Raw genomic sequence first — 23,279 nt, 5'->3', positions numbered from 1 at the left:
AGAAGAATTTAAAATTGATGCCAAAACACTCACTTAAAGAAGACTGGATTGCAATTCTCACGGGCACCTTTATCGTCGCTCAGGGGATATTTTTCCTGCAATCAGCTCAACTGTTGACGGGTGGTACTACAGGACTAGCGCTGTTGTTCAGCCAATTTGTCCCGATTTCGTTTGGTACCCTCTACTTTGCGCTTAATAGCCCATTTTATCTGCTCGCGTGGAAACGTTTTGGTAAGCGTTTCGCTGCCAGTAGCGCGATTTCGGGTGCTCTGGTATCTATCATTACCGACAACATGCACCGAGTCGTGACTCTGGAACACGTCAACGCCATCTATTGCGCCATTGCCGGCGGCTTGCTCATGGGGTTGGGTATGTTGATTTTGTTCAGACACCGATCCAGTCTGGGCGGGTTCAACGTGCTGTGCCTGTTTATACAGGATAAGTTTGGTATTTCAGTGGGTAAAACGCAAATGGCGATTGATTGTGCCATTTTGGTGGCATCGTTTTTCTTTGTGTCGCCGTCAATTATTGCGATTTCGATATTGGGTGCGGTGATGTTGAACTTAGTGCTAGCAATGAATCACAAACCTACTCGATATGTAGTGACTTATGGTTGATGAATAAGGCCCCTTGTCAGGGGCCTTATCTTCATTTTTGAATCAATACCGCCAGGGTTTCATAACCGTCCAGTTTTATGTCGTTATTCAGACTAATCTGCCGCTCTCGATTGAGATTGTTGAGCACCACACTGCCTGCCAAACCATTGAACTGCCCAGGCAGCTCAACACATGTCTCTTCACCGTAGTAGTTGTTCAAGCAAAGCAGCATAGTATCGTCGCTTTCACGCAAGTAACCATGCACCTGAGGATGCTCAGGGAATAGGTCCACGTAACCGCCTTCGGTAATCACCGGTAGCTGTTTACGCAGTGCGATCAATTGCTTGTAGAAGTAGAACACCGACTGCTTATCTTCGACCGCCGCTTGTGCGTTAATTTCTGGGTAGTTATCCGCGACACCAATCCACGGCGTGCCTTGAGTAAAACCTGCGTGTTTGCTGTCATCCCACTGCATAGGCGTGCGAGAGTTATCGCGAGATTTCTGTCGCAAGATCGCCATCATATCGTCATGACAGGTATCGCCCTGTTCGACCATTAACTGGTACATGTTGAGGCTTTCGACATCACGATACTGACTCATATCAGAAAAGCCTGGGTTAGTCATACCGATTTCTTCACCTTGATAGATATAAGGTGTGCCTTGCATCAGATGTACCGATGCCGCGAGCATTTTCGCCGACTCAGTTCGATACTGTTGGTCGTTACCTAAACGGCTAACCACGCGAGGCTGGTCGTGGTTACACCAGAATAGTGCACCCCACCCTTTACCATTCAAGCCCGTCTGCCAGTGATTGAAGATCTGCTTGAGCTGCAGAAAATCAAAGTCGGCTTTGGTCCACTTCTCTCCATTTGGATAATCGACTTTTAGATGGTGAAAATTAAACACCATTGACAATTCTTTACCGTCAACGGCACTGTATTGCTGACAGTGTTCAAGCGTTGTTGAGGACATTTCACCTACGGTCACCGAACCGTATTTCTGGAACACCGCTTCACTGATCTCCTGTAAATACTCGTGAACACGAGGGCCATCGGTGTAAAAACGACGGCCATCACCGGTAAGGTCATCGGCAAAATCCTGCTCTTTTGAGATAAGGTTAATCACATCGAGCCTAAAACCGTCTACACCTTTCTTGGCCCAGAATTCAATAACCTGCTTCACTTCTTCACGGACTTGCGGGTTTTCCCAGTTAAGGTCCGCCTGCTCTTTAGCAAACAAATGCAGATAGTATTCATTGGTCGCTTCATCTAGTGCCCAAGCTGAACCACCAAACTTAGACTGCCAGTTGTTCGGCAGTTTGCCGTCGTGGTTTGGTTTCCAGATATAGTAGTCGCGATAAGGGCTTTGTTTATTGCCCAATGCCGACTGAAACCAGTGGTGCTCCGTCGAGGTATGATTGACAACGATATCCATAATGATGCGAATACCTTTGTGATGCGCCGCAGCCAGCAGTTCATCAAAGTCTTGCATGGTGCCAAAGTCAGGGTTAATGGCGTAGTAATCGGAGATATCGTAACCGTTATCGATCATCGGTGAGGCGTACACTGGCGTTAACCAGATAGCATCTACACCTAAACTTGATAGATAGTCGAGTTTTGAGGTGATGCCCTTAATATCCCCCATCCCTTTATCACCGCTATCACAAAAACTCTTCGGATAGATTTGATAAATCGTGGCCGTTTTCCACCAGTCTTTTTGAGCTGTTTGACTCATAGATTTCAATCTCACTTACCAATTAAACACAAAAGAAAAAGAAGTGGCTCAAACTGAGCCACTAAGGGGGGGTTACGCGCTAGCAAGCTCTAGCTCGCCTTTCGATTGAGCGCGTTTATACAGGAACAGGGTCAGAATGATAGGCACTGCCATTGCTACTAACATTGCCATCAGATACACCATCCAGAACTGCGGTTGGATAGACAGGATGCCAGGAAGACCACCCACACCGATACCGTTGGCCATCACACCTGCGCTGCCACAGATAGCCGCAGCCAATGCACTACCAATCATTGCACTGAGCATTGGGAATTTGTATTTCAGGTTGATACCGTACATAGCAGGCTCAGTGACACCCAGGTAAGCGGAGATGGCTGCTGGTACTGAGATGTCACGCTCACCGTCACGCTTACTGATAATGATGATGCCGACAACCGCTGATGCTTGTGCGATGTTAGACAGCGCAATCAAAGGCCAGATCGGTGTGCCGCCAAGGTCTTGCATCAACTGCAGGTCTACCGCGTTGGTGGTGTGGTGAATACCGGTAATAACAAGCGGTGCATACAAGAAACCAAACACCATAGAACCCAGCACAGCAAAATCCCCCGTCATCGCCGCTTTAGCTGCAAACGCAACGCCATCACCTAACACGCGGCCAAATGGACCGATAAAGGCATGAGCAAGAATCACTGACAGGATGATAGACACGAATGGCACTACCACCAGATACAGGTAGCTCGGCACGATTCGTTTCAGGTTGGTTTCAATAAAGGCTAATGCAATACCCGCCAGCATGGCAGGGATCACCTGAGCCTGATATCCCACCTTTTCGATGACAAACAGACCAAAATCCCACACTTCCGGTGCCTGCTTACCTATGAGGTAGGCATTCATCAATTGCGGCGAGACCAGAGTAACACCCAATGTAATACCGAGAATCGGCGTACCACCGAGTTTTTTCACCGTAGACCAACATACCCCGACAGGCAGGAAGAAGAAGATCGCCTCACCAATAAGCCATAGGAAAGAGTGTACAGTGGCCCAGAACTGGCTGATTTCTACCAGCGTTTTGCCATCAAACATCCGAATGTCACCGATGACATTTCGGAAACCCAGAATCAAACCACCAGTGATAATCGCAGGTAAAAGAGGAACAAAAATTTCGGCCAGATGCGATATACCACGTTCCAGAAAGTTCATGTTTTGACGGGCAGCAAGCTTAGCGTCATCTTTAGAGGCGGATTTTTTTCCCGCCATATCAATCAACTGCTTGTAGACTTCGTCCACTTCAGTCCCAATGACCACCTGAAACTGGCCGGCATTGGTGAAGCAACCTTTAACCATCTTCATGCTTTCCAGAACCGACTTATCCGCTTTGTCGGTATCGTTCAGGACAAACCTCAAGCGAGTCAGGCAGTGACTGACACTGGCAATGTTGTCGGCTCCGCCGACGCCTTCGATGATGGCAGCAATATCTTGCTTGGCTATTTTGCTCATCGTATGTACACCTTTTACTGATATGGAGACGCAGGGTTTGTGACGTCTAAGTCCTTTTGTCTCGTTCTATTAATAATATCGCAATGCGCTTATGGGAACATTCCCAAATTCTGAATATAGTGTGCCACGGCACCGGAAAATTAAAAATGGGAACATTCCCATTAGTTGAGTGTGATCACAATAATTGCTGACAAATGCAGCAGACAATCAGAGAAAAAAAGGAATCTGAAGCAGGGTTACACGGCTTCCTGAGTCAAATGTGAGATAGATTTCTCACCTTTTAACTGGCTAATTAGTAGGTTAGCGGCCTTTTCTCCTGCTTGTTGGTAGCCAGGATCAATACTGTAGATGTTCGGGAACAAGAAAGAGAGCAACTCATTACCGCCAACACCAGTCACCACGACATCTTCGCGTCCCAGTTCTTGCAAACGTTTTATCGTTCCCAACGCCAGAGTATCACTAGCGCACACAATGGCTTGCAATGAGTCAGTCAGAACCTCATCCACCAGTTTATAGGCACTCTCATGGTGCAGTGCGCCAGTACGATGAACCGCTGGCAAATTATGTTGTACGCACCAGGTCTGATATGCCGTCAAACGAGCCAGCCCCGTCGTTTTATCCTCAGGATCCACCCCGATGTAAGCCAGATCATCAACGCCCTGCTGTTTCAGCTTATCGAGTACCGCACGTATCAGACCCTGGTTGTCATAATTGATCGAGGACACTTGATCCGTATCCATGGCAATGACCACGACCTTCTCGTTCCACAGCGAGACCGCCTCAATATCAAGCTCAGTGAAGCCAAAGACGATCACCCCTTCAACATTACGTTTGCGCAGCACAGACAGGTGTTCATTAGTCTTGACGGGATCGAACTGGCTCTCCATGATCACCACATCGTAACCTGCTCCATAAAGCACATTCAGCATGCTGCTTACCGCTTTATTTTCAGATGGGGAGTCCAGGCGGGAAATAATCACCCCGATGACCTTCTGAACACCGCCACCACGCATCGATTGCGCAGACTTAGAAGGTACATAACCGTGTTCTGCGATGACACGTTCAACTTTTTCACGGGTTTCAGGTTTGACTTTAGGATCATTCGTTAGCACTCGGGAAACGGTCGATTTACCGACACCCGAGAGCTTTGCGATATCCAGTATGGTGAGTTTCTTGCTCATTGATTATTTGGAATACTTCTTGTCGTCATCAGGCAGGTATCGTCAGTGTCTCCCGCGATGGTCAGCAAACTTTCACGCCCTTTGCTAAACAACTCCACTTCGGACTCTGCTTGAGATTGCCCGTCTAACGTATATTTGATACCTGATGCTGAGGGTACACGATGCAAATGGTACTCGGTACCATCGATGAGTAACAAAATCTGTTCCCCGGATAACTGCGTAACCTGAAAACTTTGCTGATCACAGGTGTATTGCAATACTGGATAGTTACTCTTTACTGCTGGTTGCTGCGGGCTGCTGCACGCCGTTAATCCCCCAAGCACTACTGCAGCAATTGCCCCGTTTCTTATCGATGAAAACACATGCACCTCCCGATGAGTCAAATGACTAATTGGCTAAATATTGCGGTACATCTCGGATACTATCAAGTACCACAGTTGCGACAGACTCACCGCGTTCAGTAACCGGTTTTCCAGTACGAACCAAGATCTTAGTGCCAACGCCTGCGGCTTCTGCTGCCATCATATCTTCCGCTTTGTCCCCCACCATCACAGAGTTGGCCATATCAATTTTGAGGAAATCACGCGCAGAAATGAACATGCCTGGTTTTGGCTTACGGCAATTGCAGTCCTGCTTATAATCGCCAATACCGTGCTCAGGATGATGCGGGCAGTAATAAATCCCATCGAATTCCACGCCATGATCGGAGAAGTTCCAGTCCATCCATTGCGTAAGTGAAAGAAAACGGTCTTCAGAGAACATACCGCGTGCGATACCTGACTGATTGGTCACCAACACCAGCATATAGCCCATTTGTTGCAGCTTTTTCGTTGCTTCGAACACACCTTCTACATACTCAAAGTCATGTTCATCACTTACATACCCATGATCGACATTAATTACGCCATCACGGTCCAAAAACACAGCGGGTTTTGCCACGAGTCACTCTCTTATCTGTAGATAGGTGCTAATGACATGAATTATTACATGCTTTTATATCGACATCACTATGAAAATGCCGTTTAGACGTCTAGACGTAAAAATATCTATTGACACAATTCTGTGAAACCCATAGCATCTTCTATCAATTGAGACGTAGTTCAAATTTTTATGCTAGTCGTTGGGTTCAGGTTGCTTAGATGATCGAAATAAATCAGGTAAACAAAGTATTTTATCAAGGGACAAAGGAAATTCATGCTTTGTCCGACATCAACCTTCATATCGCTGAAGGCACTATCTTTGGTGTGATTGGCTCGTCCGGTGCGGGTAAAAGTACGCTCATCCGTTGCGTTAACATGCTGGAAGCACCTACGACAGGTTCAGTCATCGTGGACGGTGTCGATCTGACCAAACTGTCCAAGTCAGAGCTTTCCGAGACTCGTCGTAATATAGGCATGATCTTTCAGCACTTTAACTTACTATCATCCCGTACAGTGTTTGAGAACGTTGCTCTCCCTTTAGAGCTGGCAGGCAAAGATAACGCGCACATCGAATCCAAGGTCACAGAACTGTTGAAGCTGGTTGGTCTTGCAGACAAGCGTGACACCTACCCGGCAAACCTGAGTGGTGGCCAGAAACAGCGTGTCGCCATTGCACGTGCGCTCTCTTCTGATCCGAAAGTGCTGCTTTGTGATGAAGCGACCAGCGCTCTGGATCCAGCGACAACTCAGTCTATTCTTGAGCTGCTAAAAGAGATCAACCGCAAACTCAAAATTACCATGCTACTGATCACTCACGAAATGGACGTGGTTAAGAGCATCTGTCACGAAGTAGCCATTATTGGCGGAGGCCGCCTGGTAGAAAACGGCACCGTTGGCGAGATATTTGCTCACCCGAAGACCGAGCTCGCACATGACTTCATTCGCTCAACGCTGGATCTATCTATTCCTGAAGACTATCAAGTGCGTTTGAAACAAGAGCGCGTTGATGGAAGCTACCCATTAGTTCGTCTGGAATTCACCGGCGCCACAGTTGATGCACCATTGATGACGCAAATTGCGCGCAAATACAATATTGATGTCAGTATCCTGAGTTCTGATCTGGATTATGCCGGTGGTGTTAAATTCGGCATGATGGTCGCTGAGCTTTTTGGCAGCGAAGAAGACGACAATGCAGCAATTCAATACCTGCGTGACCACAATGTAAAAGTAGAGGTGCTTGGCTATGTCCTTTAATACTGTAACTGACTGGTTATCTCTCAATAGTAACCTACTATTAGGGGCAACATGGGAAACACTCTACATGGTTGCTGTGGCGGGCATAGTGGGCTTTGCCGTAGGGATTCCGCTCGGTGTTATTCTGCACACCACCAAGAAAGGTGGACTGCTGGAAAACCCTCGTCTGAACAGCATCTTGGGTGCCGTAGTAAACGTGGGTCGTTCTGTACCGTTTCTGGTATTGATGGTCGCCATCATTCCGGTGACAAAAATGCTGATTGGCACCTTTATTGGTACGACAGCAGCCATTGTCCCGCTGACAGTAGGCGCAATCCCGTTTGTCGCCCGTCTGATTGAAGGCGCGCTATTGGAAGTTCCAACAGGCTTAGTCGAAGCCGCGCAGTCTATGGGGGCTACACCGTATCAAATCATTACTAAAGTACTCCTGCCAGAAGCATTACCCACCATTGTCAATTCAGTGACAATCACTCTGGTGACATTAGTAAGCTACTCAGCAATGGCAGGTACCGTAGGCGGTGGAGGCTTAGGAGACGTTGCCATTCGTTACGGCTTCCATCGATATGACGTAACCATTATGGCCGTGACCGTCGTCATGCTTATCGTACTGGTACAGATCATTCAGTCTATCGGCGATGCCATTGTCCGCCGTGTAGATCACAGATAATTGAAGCTTAAACAATTTATAACAAGGAGAGAGCCATGAAATTCAACGTTAAGAGTTTACTCGCAATCGCGGCAGCAGCGTCTGCACTCGTACTATCGGGCTGTGGTGAAAAAGAAGCAGACCTCAGCAAAATCAAAGTCGGCGTGATGGCCGGTGCAGAAGCTCAGGTTGCCGAAGTTGCTGCAAAAGTAGCAAAAGAGAAGTACAACCTGGATGTTGAACTGGTCACTTTCACTGATTACGTGACACCCAATGCGGCTTTGGATGATGGTTCAATTGATATCAACGCGTTCCAGCACAAACCATATTTGGATCAGCAAGTCGCTGACCGCAATTACAAGCTGACGATTGCAGGCAACACATTTGTTTACCCAATTGCTGGTTACTCAAAGCAAGTGACGGCAGTCGACGAAATCCAGGAAGGTGCACGTATCGCCGTACCGAATGACCCGACTAACCTAGGCCGTTCCCTGCTGCTACTTGAGCAACAGGGCCTGCTGAAACTGCGCGATGGTGTTGGTCTTTTGGCTACCGTTCGTGACATCGTTGAAAATCCAAAAAACATCACCATTGTTGAACTGGATGCCGCTCAACTGCCTCGCTCGCTGGATGATGTCGCTCTATCAGTGATCAACACCACTTACGCAAGCTCTATCAATCTGACACCACAAAAAGACGGTGTGTTCGTGGAAGACAAAGAGTCTCCATACGTGAATCTAATCGTTGCTCGTGAAGACAATGTGAATGCAGAAAACGTTCAAAACTTTGTTAAAGCTTACCAGACTGATGAAGTGTACAACGCAGCTTCTGATATTTTCCAGGGCGGTGTGGTTAAAGGTTGGTAATTTACCAAGGTTCTAGGTTCTAGGTTCTAGGTTCTAGGTTCTAGGTTCTAGGCAATAAATAAAAAAGGTTGAGGCGATTGCGCTTCAACCTTTTTTAATTTTGGCCATCGGGATAGTGCCCTTCTCGATGCGAATTTATTGTTACTTTAAGTGGTCCCAAGAGATGTTTGACACGATTCGGCACGAGTCGCATTTGAAGTAGAAAATGTCATGTAGCGGTTCATCGAGTAACCACTCACCGCCACACTTCGGACACTTGCGCGCTTTCTCTTCCGCCAAATCTTTTCCTCCTACCTTATACAGGTAGTAATAGGTTGGGATCTGAGTGATGTATTCAATCCGTCCACGCAAGTCCCAGCCACGACGAAACAAATCACTGCTTACCTCGGAAAGCTCGCGCAGGGCTGCGTGTTCCGCTTTGCAACCACCGGCCATCTGGATTTCATCGCAAGCCTGCCATTCGGTTTGCCACTTGATGACCGATTTATGATCACCATTAAGCGTCGGTGGATTTCGATACAAAGGAATAGGCAATAACGTTTCACCACTGCGCAATGGCGAGCATGTATGGACATAGGTAGTATAAAGAACCTGCCAACTTGGTTGTTCCTCTTCGGCGGCCTGCTCAGAATTAATGTCCCGTCCCAACAAACGCACTTTTGGTGACAACAGACATGCATCAGACAAACGTTTCAGACACACTTTAACAAAATCAGAGTGATGTCTGGGGTGAAGACTTTCCTGCTCTGGGCACACCGCCCGAACAAAAAACTCGCCGTCCCCCATGACGACAGGGAACTCTCGTCCTAATACCTGTCCATTGTATCGCAATGCATCCATCAGGCCGTTGATGCCCTTCTCTACAGCCGAGATCGTCGTGTTATCAAAACACTCAAAATTTAGTTCTACAACATACATAACTATACGTCAGGCTCCAGACCATTTAGGAAGGTCACCATATCTTGCGCGACGACATCTCTGCGGTCAGTGCCCAGACGCTCAAGGATGACGTTGCCAGTAATGTTACAGATGGACAACACATCCATATCCGCATCTGTCGCCGCGATGAAGACCGTCGGTTTTAACTTGAGTCGTCGCTGCGTAACGAGATGGCCCAGAATGTTTTCTTGTAGACGGGTGAAGTCTTCGTCACTCCACACCTGTAATAAGGTCAGTGCATTGCCCTGCCAGGTTGCCTCCATATCCGCGCTATATTGATGGCCATAGAAAGCTTTAATATCATCGTGTAAGGTGAGCTCTATCCCTTGCTCGACGTTCTCAAGAAATTCGGGAGTGTCCCGTACACAGGCCTTCCAAAATACCTGTTGTTCGTTTTTGCTATCAATGCACGGTGACACTAACCCATGCAACTCTTCACTTGCAGGAAGAGTTTGATGTTTTTCTTGCCACGCTTGTTGATAACGCTTTGAAAACGCCTCAAGAGCTTGTTGTACACTTTGATTCATATGTTCTCCACTCATCCTCTTGCTTATGTAGTGTTTTCCAGCCACAAAGGATGACAGCTATTCCGGGATCTCGTAAAATTCGCTTTATTCTAATCGAAATGTCACACAATTATGAGCAAATATTCCAACGCTAAAGAGCTTTCGGGCCTGACTCTGGGTCAAAAGACTGAATACGCAAACCAATACGACGCCAGTCTGCTGCAACCCGTACCAAGAAGCCTGAATCGCGATGACCTTGAACTGGGTGATACCCTGCCTTTTCAGGGGTGTGATATTTGGACTCTCTATGAGATCTCATGGCTGAATGCTAAAGGTCTGCCACAAGTAGCTGTGGGTGAGGCGTACATTCCGGCAACCAGTGCAAATCTGATCGAATCTAAATCATTCAAGCTATACCTCAACAGCTATAACCAGACTCGCTTCGAGTCCTGGGACATCGTAGAAGCCACTATCGCCAAAGACCTGTCGGCATGTGCCGGTGAACCTGTGGTGGTCAAACTGCTGGCCGTCGATAAGTTCGAACACAGTCATATCGCTGCAATGGCCGGTGAGTGTATTGACCATCAGGATATAAGCATCGATAGCTATGAATTTGATGCCGAACTGCTGGCAAATGCCACCAGCGATGAAGTAGTGGAAGAAGCGCTGCACAGCCATCTGCTGAAGTCCAACTGTTTGATCACTAATCAACCTGACTGGGGCAGTGTTGAAATTCAATATCAAGGTCCGAAAATTAACCGTGAGGCTCTGCTACGTTACCTGGTTTCATTCCGTGAACACAATGAATTCCACGAACAGTGTGTGGAACGTATCTTCACTGATATCATGACCTACTGCAAACCGAGCAAGCTGACTGTGTATGCGCGCTATACTCGTCGTGGTGGTCTCGATATCAACCCATACCGTTCTAATCAGTCTGGCGCACCTGCACACAATACACGCATGGCGAGACAATAGTCGATAAATCACCTTGGAAATGGATACATTCATGAGCTCTAAATTTTGGGTTGTATTAGGGATATTGGCTTCACTGTGTTCTGGCCTGGCCAGCGCCAGCACCTCTTTCACATCACCTTTATTGCTAGAAGCAGATAAACTGGTCGAGATAGAGCCGGCGAAAGCACTGAGTATTACCAATGACTATTTGCAAAACCGCAAGTTGGCTGAGCCCAATGATGACCGTCTTCCAAATCTGTCCCGCGACGACACCGACCAACGCGTTCGTACACCATTAAGTACTGTTAACGCGCTGGTCATCGCTGCTCAGGCACAGTTTAATCTCGGTAATACCCGAACCGCACTGCAAAGCCTTGAGCAAGCCGAAACCATGACAAAACAGTATCACCTACTGTTTCTGGAACTGGATGTCCGAATACTCAAAACCCGTTTAATGTGGCTCACCGATGGCGAGGGAGCAAGAGCACTGGACAGGCTTGCCACTATCGAAAGCGAGCTACAGGAAATCCGCAAAGGGCAAGCCATTGCCAACCGTACCAGTTATCGAATCAAACTACTTCAGGCGGAAATCGCCTCAGCAGAAAACGAGTTCGAGCTGGCCAACCATATGTATCAAAAAGCGGCGGAATTTGTCCCTCAGGGGGAAATGTCGAAGTGGGAGGTGGAATACCACACCACTTATGGTAATCACTTTCTGAGATACCGTCGATACAATGAAGCGCTGTCTGAATTGCTACTCGCCTACTGGACCGCCATTGAACTCAACAGCAGTGATCAACTGGCGCACATAAACCAACTGCTCGCGCAATTGTTTATGCAACGACAGGTGCTGGACAAGGCCTTAGATCACCTTTCTCAGGCCGCCGATTTTTACGGGAGTTACCCGGATTCGCCAGTCCTTGCGGATGTACTCAAACTGATGGGCGACATCTACTTTCTGCAAGGAAAATACAATCTGGCGTTGGTGCATTACTTCAATGTAATTGACCATCCATCTACCGATAAGAACATTGAGAAAGTCATCGATATCCGTATCAGTCTGGCGTCTACCTATCTTCAGCTCTACAACTACCCTTTAGCAGAGCAATATCTCAGCCGAGCAGAAAAACTACTGGATTATGCAGATTTTCCAGCGCTCAAAGCGCGAGCAGCATTGTTATATTCGGGGCTGGCTTATCACCAACAAGAAGCCGACAAAGTTATTGAGCAAGCACAAAAGGCACTGGAACTAGGCCAGTCTTTGCAGCAAACCTCGCTTGAGCAGCAAGCTTATCAGTTGTTGTCATTGGGTTATGAACAACAAGGTAACTTCAAACTGGCTTTAGAAAACATCAAAAAAGCCAACTCGCTGCGAATATACCAGCAAGACCAACTGAATCAGATAAGCGAAGATGCCTTCAGGCAGCAAAAGCAATTCGTAGAACAAGGTCTGCATTACGAAACTCAAAAACTTGAGCTCAAAGACGCCCAACTACAGCAGAAGAAATTCCAGAAAGTGGCCTTTGTTATGTTTTGTCTGGTTTCAGTACTGACGATGATCGGCATGCGCTTTATATACGTCTACCGTCGCAATAAAGCAGAGTTACTGCAACTGAATGACAGTTTGTTTACTCACGCACGTTCTGGTCTGCCTAACCTTCGTCTGCTTAATGCAAACCTGCCAAACTCGTTACAGCGAACCCAGAGCTACTTCGAACAGTGGCAAGTCGGAGAGCTGATCAACGAACCACTCAGTGACCGTCTGCGCTTTGTAATGATCGATGTGCCCTTCTTAAGAAACATGTACTTGCAGAATGGCTACAAGGCTGGCTTGGAACTGGAGCGTGCATTTGGTGAATTCATACGCAATAAGATTGAAAGCCCGGCTCGTATCTACCATTTTTCGGATGCGAACCTGTTGTATATCGAGCCGAGTATCAAGCCGAGAACCGCCGAAAGCTTGTTTGAAGAAATCCAGGGCTGGGTCAATGAGTTCGAGCCAAACCGAAACATCAATCGCATCGTTCGAATCGGCATGGCGAACTACCCATTCTTGCCCCGAGCCTACACAGCAATTAATGACAAGGAGTTGCTGGACATTCTCCTTATCGCCACTCACATGGCGCGCGATGTCAGTATGCGTGAAAGTAAGAGCCACTGGGTGTATTTAAAAGCAATCGATAATGCACCAGCGGCCAGTCTGGCTACTGATGATATGCGACAGGCATGCAGAACAGCCATTAAACAGGGACTGATAAAAGTTCATTCTTCGTCTCAGAATGAGGACGGGTTCAAAAAAATACTCAACAATGAGTAAAAATGCCGCAGTTAAACCTAAGATTACGTGACGTTGTGATGTTTTTTGATATTATCAATCAATACATCAATAGGATTGACAACTAGTTTGTTTTTATAGGATTTATGAGCTCACAGGATAGCGAGACATTAGAGCACCTCCATCAGCTTAAAGTGCAGTTGGAGCAATTACGCGTTGCTCAACGTGATGCATCGCTGAAGTCTCGACGTGAGCAAACCATTCTAAAACGCTTTATTGCCACATTAAGTCAAGCTCATATTGGTTCTCACTCGCGAATTGACGACAAATTGATTGAACTGCGCAGGGAGTTAGAGCATAACAAAGACATCAGTAGTTTGGTGCCTAAGTTTGCAATACTGGAGCGCCTGATTGGGCAAAAGGCGGTTGCCATGGAAAAACAACAAACTTCATTGGAAGAGCAAACCCGTCGTAGCGGTGAAACCCTTCAACGTGTCTCAGGCCTACCAGCACAGATCAAGCGCGATTTGCGCAGCATTCTATCCTACAACGATAAAAACACCCTTAAAATGACGGACAATGCCGTCCGACTGCTAGCCATCTACGAACGTGCCGTCAAAATCATAACCTCCAATTCAGCACTAACACCCGCCGAGCCGGAGGCCAACTACTCACCTTTGTTGCTGAGCCTGGGTGAAGAGCTGCAAAACCTGATCACAGAACTGGATTTTGATGGCGAGCCCGGAGAGCAGTTATTCGAAATCCGTTCAAAGCTTCTCACAGACGCTTCAAACAGTAATCTTCTTGAGTTGACCCTTCAGGTTCTGAAACTCGTAATTGAAGCGACCAAGTATGAGCGAAGGACTTCAGAGCAATTTCTGGAGCAGCTCAATGGTTCTCTTTCATCATCAATGAAAAGCCACGCCCAAAATCTGGACCAGAATCAAATATATTTCGAGCAGCGGCAGATCATGAGTCAGGAGCTCAATAGTCTGGTGACCACAGGGCAAAGTAATATCAATCGCCTTCAGGATATTGAAGAAGCCAAACGTGCGATGACGCCCCTGTTTGCTCAACTTGCTTCGTTAACAGAACGACTGCAACATGCCGAAGCTCGTGAACAGGCACTGCTTGAGCGCATGGCACACAATAACAATCAGTTGGAAGCCTTGTATGACGTTACTCAGGATTATCGTCGCCGTCTCGATGACCAGTCGAAACGAATGCTGCAGGATCCGCTGACCAAGGTGTATAACCGCACCGCTCTGCTCGATAAGCTGGAAATTGAATATCGTCGTTGGCTCAAAAATCAGCACCCATTATGGGTAGTCGTGTTAGACATCGACAAATTCAAAAGTATCAACCATAACTTTGGCTACAGTGCGGGTGATAAAGCACTGAAAATAATCGCTAAAGCGATCTCCAGTACTGTGGCACAAACGGACACGGTCGCGCGTTTTTCCGGGGAAGAATTCATGTTGATCATGCCTGAACAAAATGAAGCGAGCTGCCAGGCCAAAGTTAAAGAAATTCAGAGTAAGATCAGCAACCTACCATTCAAATTCCGCGATCAGTACATTACCATCACTCTATCCGCCGCTTGTACCGCCTTCAGTCATAACGACACGCCTGATGAAATTTTAGATCGCCTGCATAAAACCATCGCCCATACCCAAAAGCTAGGTCCGAATCAGTTGGCCTGGAAGCCGTAATCGCCTTTTAACTTTCAAATAGTTATAGCAACCTTTGCCACATTTGCTAATCTAATAGTTATCCATGTACAGAAAATCACAGCAGGACACGCTGCAACGGCATGGCGACTCACTATAACAACGATAACAATTAAACTAAGGTCATACGCTCCGACATCAGACTGCTCCAGTCACACTTAACCGCCTGTTTCTCCTTGAATATGGTCCTCTTTTGGCGGTGGCGTATCGCTTTCGGTTCTAGATAAGGAAATGCTTATGATTACGCACATTAGCCCGGCAGGCAGCATGAACCTGCTGTCCCAGCTAGAAGTAGAGCGTTTAAAAAAAACGGCATCTAGTGACCTGTATCAACTCTACCGTAACTGCACACTCGCTGTACTTAACTCCGGTAGTCATACCGACAACTCGAAGGAGTTGCTCGACAAACACATGTCGTTTGACGTCAATGTGGTGCGCCGAGAGCGCGGCATCAAACTGGAGCTGGCCAATCCTCCAGAGCACGCGTTTGTCGACGGTCAGATTATTAAGGGTATTCAGGAGCACTTGTTTTCAGTGCTGCGCGACATTGTTTACGTCAACATGCATTTGGCAGACAATCAAAGACTGAATCTAACTAACTCCACACACATCACGAACCTGGTGTTTGGTATTCTAAGAAACGCCGGAACCCTGATTCCAGGCATCGACCCCAATCTTATCGTCTGCTGGGGCGGACATTCCATCAATCCCACCGAGTACCAGTACACTCGTGAAGTGGGCAGCCAACTGGGTCTGCGAGAGCTGAATATTTGTACTGGTTGTGGTCCCGGTGCCATGGAAGGGCCGATGAAAGGCGCCGCCATCGGACACGCCAAGCAACGATATACCGAGCAACGTTATCTCGGTCTGACAGAACCTTCCATCATTGCGGCCGAACCACCGAATCCTATCGTCAATGAACTGGTGATCATGCCGGATATTGAGAAACGTCTGGAAGCGTTTGTCAGGATCGCCCACGGTATCATTATTTTCCCCGGAGGTCCGGGGACCGCCGAGGAACTACTCTACCTCCTTGGTATCATGATGCACCCTGACAATGCCGACCAACCGATGCCAATTGTATTAACCGGTCCCAAAGAAAGTGAGGCCTACTTCCGTTCCATCGATGAGTTCGTGCGTACGACGCTAGGCGAAGCAGCGACACGCTATTACCAAATCATCATCGATGATCCGGCCAAAGTGGCTCAAATAATGAAGCAAGCGATGTACGACGTGAAAGAGCACCGTCGAGACAGTGGAGACGCATACAGCTACAACTGGTCACTGCGAATTGAACCTGAGTTCCAGCTGCCCTTCGATCCTACTCATGAGAACATGGCGAGTCTGAATCTTAATCTGAGTCAGCGACCAGAAAACCTTGCCGCCGCATTACGACAAGCATTCTCGGGTATCGTTGCCGGAAATGTGAAGGCGGAAGGGATCAGAGAGATCGAGCGACGCGGTCCGTTCATCATCGATGGTGACAAAGCCTTGATGAAGAAAATGGACAAGCTACTGGGTGATTTCGTAAAACAACAACGGATGAAACTGCCTGGCTCTGAGTACATTCCGTGTTATCGCATCGCTAACGGTGAATAAATAACTGAAACTCACCACAAGATTCTCTACAATAAGGCCACGTTCTTCAGTGGCCTTAATTCTATGTCAATTCATCTTGTTATCATCGATGCTCTTAATCTTATCCGCCGGGTACACGCCGTTCAGCCCGATCCCAGTGATATTGACAGAACCATTCAGACTACAACCAGAACGCTACATCGTATTCTGGACGAAGCGAAACCTACTCACATCATTGCGGTTTTCGATCATCACGAGCAAGATCGCGGCTGGCGAGGTGAGATCCTGCCCGAATACAAGCAAAATCGTAAGCCGATGCCGCAGCCATTAATGCAAGGGCTTGAGAAAATTCAGGATGCCTGGTGGCAACTGGGGATAGACTCTTTGCTTTCAGAAGGTGATGAGGCGGACGATCTGGTGGCGACACTGGCCGTCAAAGTGGCCAGTCACAATGAAAAGGTCACCATCATTTCTACCGATAAAGGCTACTGTCAGTTGCTGTCTCCAACGCTGCAAATCCGCGACTATTTTCAACATCGTTGGCTGGATGCCCCCTTTGTGGAACAAGAATTTGGCGTCAAGCCCGAACAACTTGCGGATTACTGGGGATTAACGGGGATCAGCTCCTCACAGGTTCCTGGTGTGGCGGGTATTGGCCCTAAAGCCGCGAAAGAAATCCTGACCCAGTTCAACGATATTGAGACGGCCTACGCGTCACAGGAACTGGTCGCTAAATACCGCAAAAAACTGGACGCCCATATTGAGATGGCAAGAAAATGTAAGCAAGTGGCTGCGCTGAAAACAGATATTGAGTTGGGGTTCAATTTGCAGGATATCAGGTATGACACCGCAGAGCGAAACTCCTAGAGCCTTAGCTCTAGGAGCTTGATAATTAATGTGGAGAGATGTTCGACAATACCTGAATGTGCACCGTGATCTCTTCACGGTCATGGTATAGATGTTTTGCCTGAATCTTGAACTTCACTTTGTTCTCTATCAAGAAGTACTTGAGGTTCTCAATGTCTTCTAACACTTCATCATAGCGTCCTTTCATCGGTAGCTTCAGGTTGAAAATCGTTTCTTTCGCCCAGCCGCGAATCAGCCACTCTCCCATCAGTTGAGCCACACGAGATGGTTTTTCTACCATATCACAGACCAACCAGGTCACATTCTTGCGCGGAGGCTCAAACTTGAAGCCATCTTCCTGATGGTGCTTAACCTGACCGGTATCCATCAAACTGTCTGCCATCATGCCATTGTCTACCGCATGCACAAACATCGAGCGGCGCACAAGCTGATAAGTCCAGCCACCCGGGCAGGCTCCGAGATCGACGCCCCACATACCCGATGCCAAGCGAGTGTCCCACTCTTCTTTTGGAATGAAAACGTGGAATGCTTCTTCGAGTTTCAGTGTCGAACGACTCGGTGCGTCTGCCGGGAACTTGAGGCGAGGTATGCCCATAAAAAACGGCGAGTTATTATTGGCGTATGAGTACCCGACAAAACAGTGACCCGGTTTAACAAAACAGATGTGTAGGACAGGTTTCTTGCTGTGCTCTTTGTTGAACAGATAGCCCTTGCCACGCATCGCCTGTCGTACAGGAACGGTAAACTTACGGCAGAATTTCAATAACTCTTTCGCTTCATTGGTGTCAGGCGTTTCAATACGCAAGTCACCGCAACGAGGAAACGCCTCAAGCTCTTGTAAAGACTCCAGCAGTGGTGTGATGCGGTCATCTGCAGGTAAAGACTCCAATTCACTCGCAATGGCAAACATCTGACGGGCAAAAATAAGCGACTGAAAGTCGATCTCACGAATCAGCTTATCCGCATCGCCTGCCTGGTAACATTCAAATAATACGTAGCCAGAGTTGTTTTTGACTCTCGGGAAACCAAATACCTCAAGGGCATTGGCTCTATCTTGAATTTCACCTGCACACTCTTTCTCGAATCCAGAGCGGCAATAAAGCATTACCTGTTTCACTGATTGACTCCATCTTGGGTTGTATTGTCAGCCATCTGATATCCAGCATAAGCGAGGTATCCCCACCCTACCAAAAACATCACGCCCCCCATTGGAGTGACAGGTCCGAACCACTTCACCCCCGTTAGCGCCAGGGCGTATAGACTACCGCTAAAGAAAAGGATGCCGATGATAAAGCAAATTGCCGCGCGATGAAACGCCTTTTGCGCAATCTTCCCACTGCTGACTGTGGCAAGCAGGGCGCAAAGAAGTATCCCCAGGGTGTGAATGAACTGATACGTCACGCCCGTTTCAAATACACCAATGAGATAGGGCGAGAGCGTGTTTTTCAAACCATGAGCAGCAAAAGCCCCCAGACTGACACTGATCAGTCCCGACATCGAAGCAATCATTATCAGAGCGCGACTAGACATCACAGACACCTTTCACAAACAGCGCCAGTCGATCCACCGCCAACTGGCGATTCTGATCCTCAGTAAATCCTGATGACTTGCGAGGTTTAAAACTGTGGTCACCATCAGGGATAAACGTCACCGCAACCTGAGGAGAAAACTCAAAGTGCTCAAATTCTTCAAACTTACCAAAGGTGTCACGCTCACCCTGAATGATCAGGCAAGGTTTATCTACAGAGGCTAAGTGCGCCCCTTTGTAGTTTTCTGGTTTACCAGGTGGATGGAACGGAAAGCCTAAACAGGCTATGGACTTAACGTTAGGGTGCTCGGAAAGCAGCGATGCCATTCGTCCTCCCATCGACTTTCCGCCAATCACGATGGATTGGTTTTCCGCGAGCTGCTCAATCACAGCACTCATCGCATCCAGCAGTTTAGGCGCACGATCCGGTGGACGTTTTTTACCGTCGATAGCGCGCTTCTCCATATAAGGGAAGTTAAAGCGAGCTACGCGCACGCCTTTTAGGGCAAGGCGCGCCGCAACGTCTTGCATGAAGTCGTGATCCATTCCAGCACCCGCTCCATGGGCGAATAAGAACACTGGACCATCTTCTGGCCCATCAAACAGAATATCAGTCATCGAGGAGGTCCTCCTGCTCACTTTGTGCTTTCGCCAGCATCCAGTCTCTGAAGGTCGCGATTCGCCCCATATCTGCCTGTTTATCATGGCACACAACATAGAACGCATTTTTGCTGACTAACACTTCGTCAAATGGGGCAATCAATCGACCCGCATCCAACTCAGGCTGCGCCAATACGTTGTTACCTAGCGCAATACCCTGCCCGTGTGCGGCCGCCTGCAAGACCATGGTTGAGTGACTGAATATCGGGCCATGATTCACATTTACTCCATCCAATTCGTTTTGCTTTGCAAACTGCTTCCAATCTTTACGTGAGGTGTCATGTAGCAGAGTATGCTTTGACAGATCTTCCAATGCATTCAGTGGCTTAGAGCCTAGCAACAGGGCAGGAGAACATAGTGGTACCAGAAACTCCTGGTAGAGCTTGTCAGCACGGAGACCCGGCCAGTTCCCTCTGCCGTAATAAATGGCAACATCAACATCATCCGTGAGCGAACCCTCATCCATATCAACCGCTTTGATGCGTACGTCAATATCAGGCTCTTGCTCGTTGAAGTCGGCTAGGCGAGGTACCAGCCACTGAATGGCAAAACTGGGTGGCAGGCTTATAGTCAACGCCCCTTTTTCGCTGCGCTCCAGTACCTTATCGGTCGCTTCAGCCAGGGAAGTGAAAATATCCTTAATATCGAGAAAGTAACTTTGCCCTTCTTCAGTGAGCAATAGTGAGCGATTTCGGCGGCGAAACAGCTTCAGGCCAAGAAACTCTTCAAGAGCCTTGATCTGATGGCTGACTGCGGCCTGGGTAACAAACAGCTCTTCCGCTGCTCGGGTAAAGCTCAAATGACGCGCTGCAGCTTCAAAAACTTTTAGCGAGTTGAGGGGAGGCAAACGTCTAGACATAACGACTCTCTAAAGCATTAGTTTTTTTAATCTGAAACATTATAAATTGTCCATTGCCGAACAGCCAGAGAAATTCTATATTTCATCCCGCAAACGCGAGTCTGAACGGCTTGATTCTCTCTAGAATCAATTGACTCTGCGCTTGCGATGTTGTGTTTGCAATCTCGATTTTCGAGTTAGGTAGATTCTACCACCACACCTTGATTAGCTATCCCCTAATTAACGTGTGTACTTCCTGTATTTTTGACCTGTCTGTCAAATTTTCTTACACCGCCTATATGGCGGTGTTTTTTTATCTTTGCGTTATTATTCATTCCTTAAGCATAAAAAAACGGCCACGTTAATAGTGACCGTTTTTCACATTATTATTAATAACAGGACTAATCGTTAACCCCGTCAGATTCGGATTACAGACCCGCAGCGGCAAAGACCTGATTTACGATCTCCTGAGCTTCGGCTTCAATCAATTTAAGGTGTTCTTCCCCTTTGAAGCTTTCGCAATAGATCTTGTAAATGTCTTCAGTACCCGATGGACGGGCAGCAAACCAACCGTTTTCTGTGGTCACTTTGAGGCCACCAATCGCAGCGCCATTGCCAGGTGCATGCGTCAGACGCGCGGTAATAGCATCGCCTGCAAGGGTCTCTGCTGCCACCATCTCTGGTGATAGCTTCTTCAGTACATTTTTCTGTGCCGTGTTAGCTACCGCCTGAATACGGTTGTACTTAGACTCACCGTGTTTCGCAGCCAGTTCTTCATAATACTGCTGAGGGTTTTTACCCGTCACTGCAGTAATCTCGGCAGCCAGCAGACACAAAATGATGCCATCTTTGTCCGTCGACCAAGGCGTGCCATCTTTACGTAAGAAGGATGCACCGGCACTCTCTTCGCCACCGAAGCCAAACTCACCATTGTAAAGACCATCTACAAACCATTTAAAGCCAACCGGTACTTCACACAAAGTGCGTCCCAGATCCGCTACAACACGGTCAATCAGAGCGCTGGATACCAGCGTTTTACCCACTGCCACGTCTTCACGCCATTGAGCACGATGACGGTACAGGTAGTCAATACACACAGCAAGATAATGGTTCGGGTTCATCAACCCTTTTGGAGTCACTATGCCATGACGGTCATAATCAGGGTCATTACCAAATGCAAGATCATAGTCATCTTTCAATGCCAGCAGTCCGGCCATCGCATAAGGTGATGAACAGTCCATGCGGACTACGCCATCTTTGTCCAGAGACATGAACTGGAACGACGGATCCACTGCTTCGCTCACCAAAGTCAGATCCAAATCGTAAGCTTTGGCAATTTGACGCCAGTAATCAATACCTGAACCGCCTAGTGGATCCACACCGATTTTCAGGTTTGCTTTCTGAATGGCTTCCATATCAATGACGTTTACTAGGTCATCAATGTACGGCTTCACCAGATCACGCTCCTGGAACAACTCTGATGCTTTCGCTTCTGCAATCGCCAGGCGTTTCACCCCTTGCATACCAGCGGCGATGATCGCATTGGCACGATCCTCGATGGCCTGTGTCAGTTCTGCTTCTGCCGGACCGCCGTGAGTTGGGTTGTACTTGATCCCGCCATCTTGTGGTGGGTTATGGGAAGGTGTGATGACGATGCCGTCAGCCTGAGCCTCATTCGCAACATTGTGAGTCAGGATTGCGTGCGAAATACCTGGCGTAGGCGTGTAGCCATTGTCTGCCTGAGCAATCACTGTTACGCCATTTGCCACCAAGACTTCAACCACAGTAGAAAATGCAGGCTCAGAAAGAGCGTGCGTATCTTTACCAACAAACAGAGGGCCTGTCGTGCCTTTTTCTGCACGTACTTCCGCTACCGCTTGTGCAATAGCCAGGATATGGTTTTCATTAAATGTCGCTTTGTCTGCGCAACCTCGATGACCCGATGTACCAAACTGAACACTTTGTGCCTGGTTACCCGCTTCAGGTTGAACTAAAAAGTAGTTTGCGACGAGCGCTGGGATATTATGCAAATCTTCTTGCAAAGCCTTTTGGCCCGCACGTGGGTGTATAGCCATAACAGACGTCCTTTCAAAATTAAGCTTAAAAAATACAAAAAACCTCATAATACTCGTTTTAAAATGAACATTATGAGGTTTGAATCGAAATCTTAGATAGAAGCCGTCACTTTTTCGATGAGTTCGGCTGGGTATTCCATCTTAGTCATCACCTGTTCAACCATTTGCCTCTTGCGACTGGTGTTTGTGTTAGTGATAACCCAAAAAGGGGTATTGGGGATGGCTTTAGGCTTAGTCGTATTGCCACTTTCTAATAGTGCCGCTTCATTGTTCGCGAAATAAACGCGCTTACGACCTTTAACCTGAGATGCTTCAGCGAAACCCTCTGGATTTAAGCGATGCAGAGATGACAGTACCAGCATAAATCTATCGATTGCTTTCTTCAGTCCGGCAAACTCGTCTGAAATCAGTAGCGAGCGCATTGCTTTTACCGAATCTACCACCTCTAGCTGAGGTTTATCTTTGCTAACGACGATAGTTTTCGCGGCAGCAGGCTTCTGTTCCGTTTCCGCCCCGTCTACCTTTAATAAGCGTCGTAAGATATCTGAAGCACTTTCGCCAATATGGTGGGTCTGGCTTGCAATATAACGGTATAGATCCTCATCAACCTCAATTGTTTTCATTCGCTTTT

At 47.6% G+C, this 23,279-nt stretch carries 22 protein-coding genes; 9 read left to right on the top strand and 13 right to left on the bottom strand.

Going from position 1 to position 23,279, the window contains the following annotated elements; translation table 11 throughout:
* Positions 1–17: 17 nt before the first annotated feature.
* Positions 18–617, top strand: coding sequence for a YitT family protein (locus tag C4S60_RS04865; protein WP_103879208.1), 600 nt, complete (start codon positions 18–20; stop codon positions 615–617).
* 31 nt (positions 618–648) lie between these two features.
* Here C4S60_RS04865 and treC read toward each other — a convergent pair whose 3' ends face one another.
* The 5 genes from treC to gmhB form a co-directional block, all read right to left on the bottom strand.
* Positions 649–2,331, bottom strand: a complete 1,683-nt coding sequence (treC, locus tag C4S60_RS04860; RefSeq protein ID WP_103879207.1) for an alpha,alpha-phosphotrehalase — start codon at positions 2,329–2,331, stop codon at positions 649–651.
* A gap of 72 nt (positions 2,332–2,403) precedes the next feature.
* Positions 2,404–3,828, bottom strand: coding sequence for a PTS trehalose transporter subunit IIBC (gene treB / locus C4S60_RS04855; RefSeq protein WP_103879206.1), 1,425 nt, complete (start codon positions 3,826–3,828; stop codon positions 2,404–2,406).
* 236 nt (positions 3,829–4,064) lie between these two features.
* Entirely contained in the window at positions 4,065–5,009 is a 945-nt protein-coding gene (gene treR, locus C4S60_RS04850) for a trehalose operon repressor TreR (RefSeq protein ID WP_103879205.1), read from the bottom strand.
* Positions 5,006–5,371, bottom strand: a complete 366-nt coding sequence (locus C4S60_RS04845; protein ID WP_160111329.1) for an MliC family protein — start codon at positions 5,369–5,371, stop codon at positions 5,006–5,008. Before C4S60_RS04845 ends, treR begins: the two co-directional genes overlap by 4 nt.
* A 25-nt stretch (positions 5,372–5,396) precedes the next feature.
* On the bottom strand, positions 5,397–5,948 hold the full coding sequence (gene gmhB / locus C4S60_RS04840) for a D-glycero-beta-D-manno-heptose 1,7-bisphosphate 7-phosphatase (protein ID WP_103879203.1): 552 nt from the start codon (positions 5,946–5,948) through the stop codon (positions 5,397–5,399).
* A 200-nt stretch (positions 5,949–6,148) separates the two neighbouring features.
* On the opposite strand from gmhB, the gene metN reads away from it, so the two are divergent.
* Genes metN through metQ form a run of 3 tightly spaced genes read left to right on the top strand, consistent with a single transcriptional unit; the run spans position 6,149 to position 8,695 of the window.
* On the top strand, positions 6,149–7,183 hold the full coding sequence (gene metN, locus C4S60_RS04835; RefSeq protein ID WP_103879202.1) for a methionine ABC transporter ATP-binding protein MetN: 1,035 nt from the start codon (positions 6,149–6,151) through the stop codon (positions 7,181–7,183).
* A complete protein-coding gene (locus C4S60_RS04830) occupies positions 7,173–7,850 on the top strand; it encodes a methionine ABC transporter permease (protein ID WP_103879201.1) in 678 nt (225 codons plus the stop codon). The genes metN and C4S60_RS04830 overlap by 11 nt, the downstream gene beginning before the upstream one ends.
* A 35-nt stretch (positions 7,851–7,885) precedes the next feature.
* Entirely contained in the window at positions 7,886–8,695 is an 810-nt protein-coding gene (gene metQ / locus C4S60_RS04825; protein WP_103879200.1) for a methionine ABC transporter substrate-binding lipoprotein MetQ, read from the top strand.
* Positions 8,696–8,836: 141 nt separating this feature from the next.
* Here metQ and C4S60_RS04820 read toward each other — a convergent pair whose 3' ends face one another.
* Together C4S60_RS04820 and syd are read right to left on the bottom strand one after the other, a co-directional pair.
* A complete protein-coding gene (locus C4S60_RS04820) occupies positions 8,837–9,613 on the bottom strand; it encodes a Zn-ribbon-containing protein (protein ID WP_103879199.1) in 777 nt (258 codons plus the stop codon).
* Positions 9,614–9,615: 2 nt separating this feature from the next.
* Positions 9,616–10,161 carry a SecY-interacting protein gene (gene syd / locus C4S60_RS04815; protein WP_103879198.1) on the bottom strand — a complete coding sequence of 182 codons (546 nt, stop codon included), beginning with the start codon at positions 10,159–10,161 and terminating at the stop codon, positions 9,616–9,618.
* Positions 10,162–10,272: 111 nt separating this feature from the next.
* Between syd and queF the strand changes: the two genes are divergently transcribed.
* The 5 genes from queF (at position 10,273) to xni (ending at position 17,547) form a co-directional block, all read left to right on the top strand.
* Positions 10,273–11,118 carry an NADPH-dependent 7-cyano-7-deazaguanine reductase QueF gene (queF, locus tag C4S60_RS04810; RefSeq protein ID WP_103879197.1) on the top strand — a complete coding sequence of 282 codons (846 nt, stop codon included), beginning with the start codon at positions 10,273–10,275 and terminating at the stop codon, positions 11,116–11,118.
* A 31-nt stretch (positions 11,119–11,149) separates the two neighbouring features.
* On the top strand, positions 11,150–13,414 hold the full coding sequence (locus C4S60_RS04805; protein WP_103879196.1) for a tetratricopeptide repeat protein: 2,265 nt from the start codon (positions 11,150–11,152) through the stop codon (positions 13,412–13,414).
* Between the two features lie 104 nt (positions 13,415–13,518).
* Positions 13,519–15,084: a GGDEF domain-containing protein gene (locus tag C4S60_RS04800; protein WP_103879195.1), complete on the top strand. Its 1,566-nt coding sequence runs from the start codon at positions 13,519–13,521 to the stop codon at positions 15,082–15,084.
* Positions 15,085–15,339: 255 nt separating this feature from the next.
* Complete coding sequence (gene ppnN / locus C4S60_RS04795; protein ID WP_103879194.1) at positions 15,340–16,701, top strand: nucleotide 5'-monophosphate nucleosidase PpnN; 1,362 nt, start codon at positions 15,340–15,342, stop codon at positions 16,699–16,701.
* Between the two features lie 63 nt (positions 16,702–16,764).
* Entirely contained in the window at positions 16,765–17,547 is a 783-nt protein-coding gene (gene xni / locus C4S60_RS04790; protein WP_103879193.1) for a flap endonuclease Xni, read from the top strand.
* Between the two features lie 25 nt (positions 17,548–17,572).
* Here the strand turns inward: xni and rlmM are convergent, their stop codons facing one another.
* The 6 genes from rlmM to seqA form a co-directional block, all read right to left on the bottom strand.
* Positions 17,573–18,664 carry a 23S rRNA (cytidine(2498)-2'-O)-methyltransferase RlmM gene (gene rlmM / locus C4S60_RS04785; protein WP_103879192.1) on the bottom strand — a complete coding sequence of 364 codons (1,092 nt, stop codon included), beginning with the start codon at positions 18,662–18,664 and terminating at the stop codon, positions 17,573–17,575.
* Complete coding sequence (locus C4S60_RS04780; protein WP_103879191.1) at positions 18,661–19,077, bottom strand: DUF423 domain-containing protein; 417 nt, start codon at positions 19,075–19,077, stop codon at positions 18,661–18,663. The genes rlmM and C4S60_RS04780 overlap by 4 nt, the downstream gene beginning before the upstream one ends.
* Positions 19,070–19,693 carry an alpha/beta family hydrolase gene (locus tag C4S60_RS04775; RefSeq protein WP_103879190.1) on the bottom strand — a complete coding sequence of 208 codons (624 nt, stop codon included), beginning with the start codon at positions 19,691–19,693 and terminating at the stop codon, positions 19,070–19,072. Before C4S60_RS04775 ends, C4S60_RS04780 begins: the two co-directional genes overlap by 8 nt.
* Positions 19,686–20,594 (bottom strand): transcriptional regulator GcvA, encoded by a 909-nt coding sequence (locus tag C4S60_RS04770; protein ID WP_103879189.1) that lies wholly within the window; start codon positions 20,592–20,594, stop codon positions 19,686–19,688. Before C4S60_RS04770 ends, C4S60_RS04775 begins: the two co-directional genes overlap by 8 nt.
* Positions 20,595–21,001: 407 nt before the next feature.
* Positions 21,002–22,648: a phosphoglucomutase (alpha-D-glucose-1,6-bisphosphate-dependent) gene (gene pgm / locus C4S60_RS04765; protein ID WP_103879188.1), complete on the bottom strand. Its 1,647-nt coding sequence runs from the start codon at positions 22,646–22,648 to the stop codon at positions 21,002–21,004.
* Positions 22,649–22,740: 92 nt separating this feature from the next.
* Positions 22,741–23,271 (bottom strand): replication initiation negative regulator SeqA, encoded by a 531-nt coding sequence (seqA, locus tag C4S60_RS04760; protein WP_103879187.1) that lies wholly within the window; start codon positions 23,269–23,271, stop codon positions 22,741–22,743.
* Positions 23,272–23,279: the final 8 nt, after the last annotated feature.

This window comes from Vibrio hangzhouensis (genome assembly GCF_900107935.1).
GTDB classification, from domain to species: domain Bacteria; phylum Pseudomonadota; class Gammaproteobacteria; order Enterobacterales; family Vibrionaceae; genus Vibrio; species Vibrio hangzhouensis.
The sequence above is the reverse complement of the archived record's forward strand: the minus strand, read 5'-3'. Positions and strand labels throughout refer to the sequence as shown.